The following is a 5,702-nucleotide window of genomic DNA, read 5'->3' on the forward strand; positions in this document are numbered from 1 at the left end:
TGCATGTGAAATCACGAGTTCACTGACTGACAATGCTGAAGGTGCACAGCTTAATGCTGATTTCACTTTCTCTTGTCAGGCTGAAACCATGATTTTCCAACTGGCACTGCGTTAAGTTAACGGTTTACCGTTAATGGGCTTTCAAGCACAGACTATAGCTTATTTGGCTATACGCTAAGTTGGTTATCGAGTGACTGGGTTAGTGGTGTAGATTGCCATTAACGAATGAAACAAATGAAAAAAGCCGCCATCGCCTTCATTGTATGACAGGCTATCTGGCGGCTTTTTTATTTTTGTTTTTTTGTATCCTACTTACTCAATTTTAAAATTGATCTGTGGATGGTCATCATGTTTGCGCGTTTTGTTGGTTGGTGCATGGGGAGCTGGCGGTGCATCAGCACGCCGAATACCACGAATACGGTAGAGCAACTGGCGTAGAGGGGCGCTGTCCCATGCAGTTGTATGTCCCTTGCTGTTTGGGTTGTCGTTGCTGCGCTTGAGCTTGGTAAGCTCTCTGTCTATTGCATCCCCGTTTGGCAGTTCAGCAAAATGGGTGAATTTCCTTCCCGGCCAGCGCAGGCGAGCCCACTGGCTGAAGGCGCGGGTGATCTGTGCCGGATCATGTTGGTTTAGCGCATACTCTAGCTCTTGCCACGCTTTATCTTCCGGCTCTGGCTCATTGGGCATCATCAACGATAGCTTGCTCAGCTCGTTACGTAAGTTTCGTTTTTGGCTCATGTGCCAATAAATAAAGCCTCCGCTCAGTAACACGGCAAACAGCGCAAGATAGCCAAAAATATTGGCGTAGTTCTCTTTGGGTTTGACCATCGGGACTACAGGTTGACTCAGCGCTGGGTTAATACTGATGCTCATTGGCTGGGCGGCTAGTACTGCACTCTCTGCTTTCTCTGTCTGGGTATTCCACCAGTTGATGGTTATCTCCGGCAGGATGACTGCAGCGGTGCGTTTTGGCATCAGAATATGGCGGATCTCTAGTTCGGTCTCATCATTGAGCGTGCGCCGCTGTTCAACCGGCTGGGCATGTAAACTCAGCTCATTTGGATACACAATGGCTGGCATAACCAGTGGCTTATTGCCCAATCCGCGCGCCCGCAGGCGAATGGTTCTGGTCAGCGGTTCGCCGACTTTGGCGGCTGACGGCTGTGGAAACCACGTCTCTTCTAGGGTTACTTTTTCTGCCGGAAGCCAGTTATTACGCAAATCTTTTGGCAGTGCCTTGATATTTAAGGTAACCGGCAATGATTCTGCATAGCTGTTGAGCGGTGGCTGCCGCAGGCTGCTGCCACGTACTGTGCCCCGAAAACGAATGCTACCTATGGTGACATTTTCAGTATCGGTGGCGGTAATTTGATAGCGGCGGCTGATGATCTGATAGCGGTTGCCATCGCGCATTAAACTCCATGCCCGATCTTGCCCTATCTGCCGTAATGTTCCACCGCTGATCTCCGGTGTTGAGAGCACGCCGTCGAGCAGTTCACTGGCCAGTTCAAGGTCAACATCCAGATATACTGCTTCCTCGGGGTACGCTATCGGCTTTGAGAGGCGGGTACTGAGCACCGCTTGATCAAGTGTGATGATAGGTTCTGGTTCAGGAGCTGGCTGTGGTGGCTCTTCAGGGGCGGTCACCGGCGGTGTCACGGTTAATGTCAGTGGCTGGCTGGAGACATTATCAATGGTGAGCGCGGGGATCTCATAGCTGCCAGCTTGATCGTGCAACAGGGTGGTTTTCCACTGTGTCTGTGCCGGATTTTTTTTATCTGCCGGAATTTGGTTGTATTCGGTATTGCCGATAACAAAAGACTGACCAAACAAGGGGGAGAGATCCAGCGCATCATTGGGCAGAGTATCGTCAGCACTGACGGTTAAAGTAAAGGGTTTTCCCTGCTCAACGGGGTTGTGCTCAATACTGATATTGAGGGTATTCAGAGCTATTGCTTGCGGGCTAAGCGCCGCACAGCATAAAGCAACGCTTATGGTGAGCGGAGTAAAGAAACGCGAGTGAAATAAGCGCAACGTATCGCGTGTCATCAGCATAGTGGTGATCTTTTCCAACAGAGAGTGAAATAACCGTGGGTGGCACGTTAATATAGAAATTAAATGCAATAATTGTGCCTTCTCTGTGCGATCTGGTGGTATTCCCTTATCAACATGACTCACTCAAACCAATATATTTCAGCCGATATGCTTAAGCGAATATGTTCACATCTGCATTGGCTAAAACAGATCGTATCTACTGCCGCGGCTGACATTCTGTGAATAATATAATCTAAAGTGCAGCCTCCAATGTGATTCATCATGCAGTCAACAGCACAGTCAAAAAAATGGCAATAGCGTCAAAATAATTGGCGGGTATTGGAGAGCTGTTTTACCTCAGGCTCGAGCCTGTACTCAGTTCACTATGTACTGATAGCACTGTCTGTGCTTGTGGCCAAATATTGAATACAAGGGTTCACTCTTCTACTCACTTTTTTAGTTATCCTGCTACCAGAAAACTCTGCAAATAATCACTCAAACACTTGTTTGAAAAATGTGAACAAGAGGTTACACTCAAGGTGTTCAGGTCAGACCAGACCGGTATTTATCCCCCGTGAATCTTCAGGAAGGAGTACACATGAAAGCGGCGCAAAATCTTACCACCCGTAACGGGGAACGCATTGCTGTGGTGGCGGGGTTACGAACACCGTTTGCCCGTCAAGCAAGTGCATTTCATGGTGTGCCAGCGCTGGATTTAGGGAAGCTGGTGGTGAATGAGCTGGTGCTCAGAACGGGGATTGATCCTGCATTAATTGATCAATTGGTTTTTGGTCAGGTAGTACAAATGCCAGAAGCGCCGAATATTGCCCGTGAAATTGTACTGGGTACGGGCATGAGTGTGCATACCGATGCTTACAGTGTTTCACGTGCGTGTGCGACCAGTTTTCAGGCAGTGGCTAATATCACCGAAAGTATTGTGTGTGGCCATACACAGGTGGGGATTGCCGGAGGCGCTGACTCCTCATCAGTACTGCCTATAGGGGTATCAAAGACACTGGCGCGTGCCTTGGTTGATCTGAATAAAGCCCGTTCACTGAGCCAGCGGTTGAAGGTGATCAGCCGTTTACGTTTGCGGGATTTAATGCCGGTTCCACCAGCGGTTGCCGAGTATTCAACGGGCCTTTCAATGGGGCAAACCGCGGAGCAGATGGCCAAGACCTACGGTATTAGCCGACAGGCGCAAGATGAGCTGGCACTTCGCTCACATCAGCGTGCGGCGCAGGCGTGGGATCAGGGGCTGCTGGATGATGAGGTGATGACTGCCTATGTTGCGCCGTATAAAGCGCCGTTTGCAAAGGATAACAACATTCGCCACGATGCTACGCTGGCCGGTTATGCGAAGTTGCGCCCTGCATTTGATCGTAAACACGGCAGTGTCACCGCCGCGAACAGTACACCGCTGACCGATGGTGCAGCCGCTGTGATGCTGATGTCAGAAGGGCAGGCGAAAGCGTTGGGGCTGACACCACTGGGTTATATTCGTAGCTATGCGTTTGCCGCGATTGATGTGTGGCAGGATATGCTGATGGGCCCGTCGTATGCGACACCGCTGGCGCTTGACCGCGCGGGGATAACGTTGGCAGATTTAACCTTAATTGATATGCACGAGGCCTTTGCTGCCCAAACACTGGCCAACGTACAGATGTTTGCGAGCCAAAAATTTGCGCAGGAAAAGTTAGGCCGCAGTCAGGCTATCGGCGAAATTGATATGGATAAGTTTAATGTGCTGGGCGGGTCGCTGGCGTACGGCCACCCGTTTGCTGCCACAGGTGCTCGGATGATCACCCAAACGCTGCGCGAGTTGCAGCGTCGTGGAGGTGGTTTGGCGTTAAATACCGCATGTGCAGCCGGTGGGCTTGGCGCCGCTATGATATTGGAGAGTGAATAATGACAACGCAAAGCGCATTCTCTGTCACCGTAAGGGATGATGGTATCGCGGTACTGACTATTGATGTTCCCAATGAGAGCATGAATACATTGAAGGCCGAGTTTGGTCAGCAAATTCGGGCTATTTTACAGCAATTGCAACAACCTTCAGATCCGGCGCAACCGACCGTAAAAGGGCTGGTGTTGATCTCCGGTAAGCCAGATTCATTTATTGCCGGTGCGGATATCAACATGCTGGCAGCTTGCCGCAACAGCAGTGAAGCACAGCAACTTTCACGTGAAGGGCACGCAATTATGGCAGAGTTGGCTGGCCTGCCGTTTACGGTGGTTGCGGCCATTCATGGCGCTTGTCTGGGCGGTGGGCTTGAGCTAGCACTGGCCTGCCATGCACGAGTCTGTTCGCTGAGTGATAAAACAGTACTTGGACTGCCAGAAGTGCAACTGGGTTTACTGCCCGGCTCTGGCGGAACACAGCGTTTACCGGCGTTGGTCGGGGTGGCAAAAGCACTTGATCTGATGCTCAGTGGCCGACAGGTGCGCGCTAAACAAGCCCTCAAAATGGGGCTGGTGGATGATGCCGTGGCGGATACGGTATTGCTTGATGTTGCCGCAGCACTGGCATTGAAACCCAAACCGACCCGTAAGCACCCGAACGGTAAAATGGGCTGGCTGATGGATGGCAACAGCATCGGGCGCAATATCATTTTAACTCAGGCACTCAAGCAAACGCTGAATAAAACCCGCGGAAACTACCCTGCGCCGGAGCGCATTATTGATGTGGTGCGTATCGGCCAGAGTGAGGGGTTTGATGCCGGATTAGACGCGGAAGCGCGCCATTTTGGTGAGCTGGTGATGACACCAGAATCGGCTGCTCTGCGCTCGATTTTCTTTGCCACCACCGAGATGAAAAAAGAGTCAGGTGCTAACGCGAAAGCGCGACCACTTCAACAGATAGGTATTTTGGGCGGCGGGCTGATGGGGGGCGGGATTGCATTTGTGACCGCTACCAAAGCCGGGCTGCCAGTGCGGATTAAAGATGTTGCTGAAACCGGCATCAACCACGCACTGCGCTACAGTTTTGATTTGCTTAATAAACGGGTTAAAAAGCGGATTTTGCTGCGATCCCAAATGCAAAAACAGATGTTGATGCTCAGTGGTGGTTTGGATTATACCGCCTATCAACATCGTGATTTGGTGGTGGAAGCGGTATTTGAAGATTTGAATCTGAAACAAAAAATGGTGCAGGATATTGAGCTACACGGTAAGCCTGAAACCATTTTTGCCTCGAATACCTCATCACTGCCGATCCACCAAATTGCCGCCCACGCGCAGCGGCCGGAAAATGTGATAGGCCTGCACTATTTTAGCCCCGTAGACAAAATGCCGCTCGTTGAGGTGATCCCGCATGCCGGAACATCGGCAGAAACGATCGCCACAACAGTGGCTTTTGCCAAAATGCAGGGAAAGACCCCGATTGTGGTGGCCGATAAAGCCGGTTTTTATGTTAACCGTATTTTAGCACCGTATATGAATGAGGCCGCGCGCTGCTTGCTGGCGGGCGAGGCGATTGAGCATATTGATGCTGCACTGCTTGATTTTGGTTTTCCGGTAGGCCCGATTACGCTGCTTGATGAGGTTGGCATTGATGTGGGCGCTAAAATAGCCCCGATTCTTGAGCGGGAGTTAGGCGAGCGTTTTGCCGCACCAGAGGCGTTCGCTGCCTTGCTGGGTGATGATCGCAAAGGGCGTAAAAATGGCCG

The 5,702-nt window shown here is 51.0% G+C and carries 4 protein-coding genes; 3 read left to right on the top strand and 1 reads right to left on the bottom strand.

The window, feature by feature from the left end; translation table 11 throughout:
- Positions 1–115 (top strand): DUF406 family protein (locus tag ACRC27_RS07145; RefSeq protein WP_438639529.1); only part of this gene is annotated, 115 nt, incomplete at its 5' end.
- A gap of 197 nt (positions 116–312) precedes the next feature.
- On the opposite strand, the gene ACRC27_RS07150 is transcribed toward ACRC27_RS07145, so the two are convergent.
- The gene (locus tag ACRC27_RS07150; RefSeq protein ID WP_438639527.1) at positions 313–2,055 is read right to left on the bottom strand and encodes a BatD family protein; all 1,743 of its coding nucleotides are present in this window, start codon (positions 2,053–2,055) and stop codon (positions 313–315) included.
- Between the two features lie 577 nt (positions 2,056–2,632).
- Between ACRC27_RS07150 and fadI the strand changes: the two genes are divergently transcribed.
- Both fadI and fadJ read left to right on the top strand, forming a co-directional pair.
- The gene (gene fadI, locus ACRC27_RS07155; RefSeq protein ID WP_438621604.1) at positions 2,633–3,943 is read left to right on the top strand and encodes an acetyl-CoA C-acyltransferase FadI; all 1,311 of its coding nucleotides are present in this window, start codon (positions 2,633–2,635) and stop codon (positions 3,941–3,943) included.
- On the top strand, positions 3,943–5,702 hold a 1,760-nt coding region (gene fadJ, locus ACRC27_RS07160), incomplete at its 3' end, for a fatty acid oxidation complex subunit alpha FadJ (RefSeq protein WP_438639528.1). The genes fadI and fadJ, both read left to right, overlap by 1 nt.

The sequence above is a fragment of the Plesiomonas sp. genome, from assembly GCF_051650925.1.
In the GTDB taxonomy this organism is placed as follows: domain Bacteria; phylum Pseudomonadota; class Gammaproteobacteria; order Enterobacterales; family CAMTGL01; genus Plesiomonas.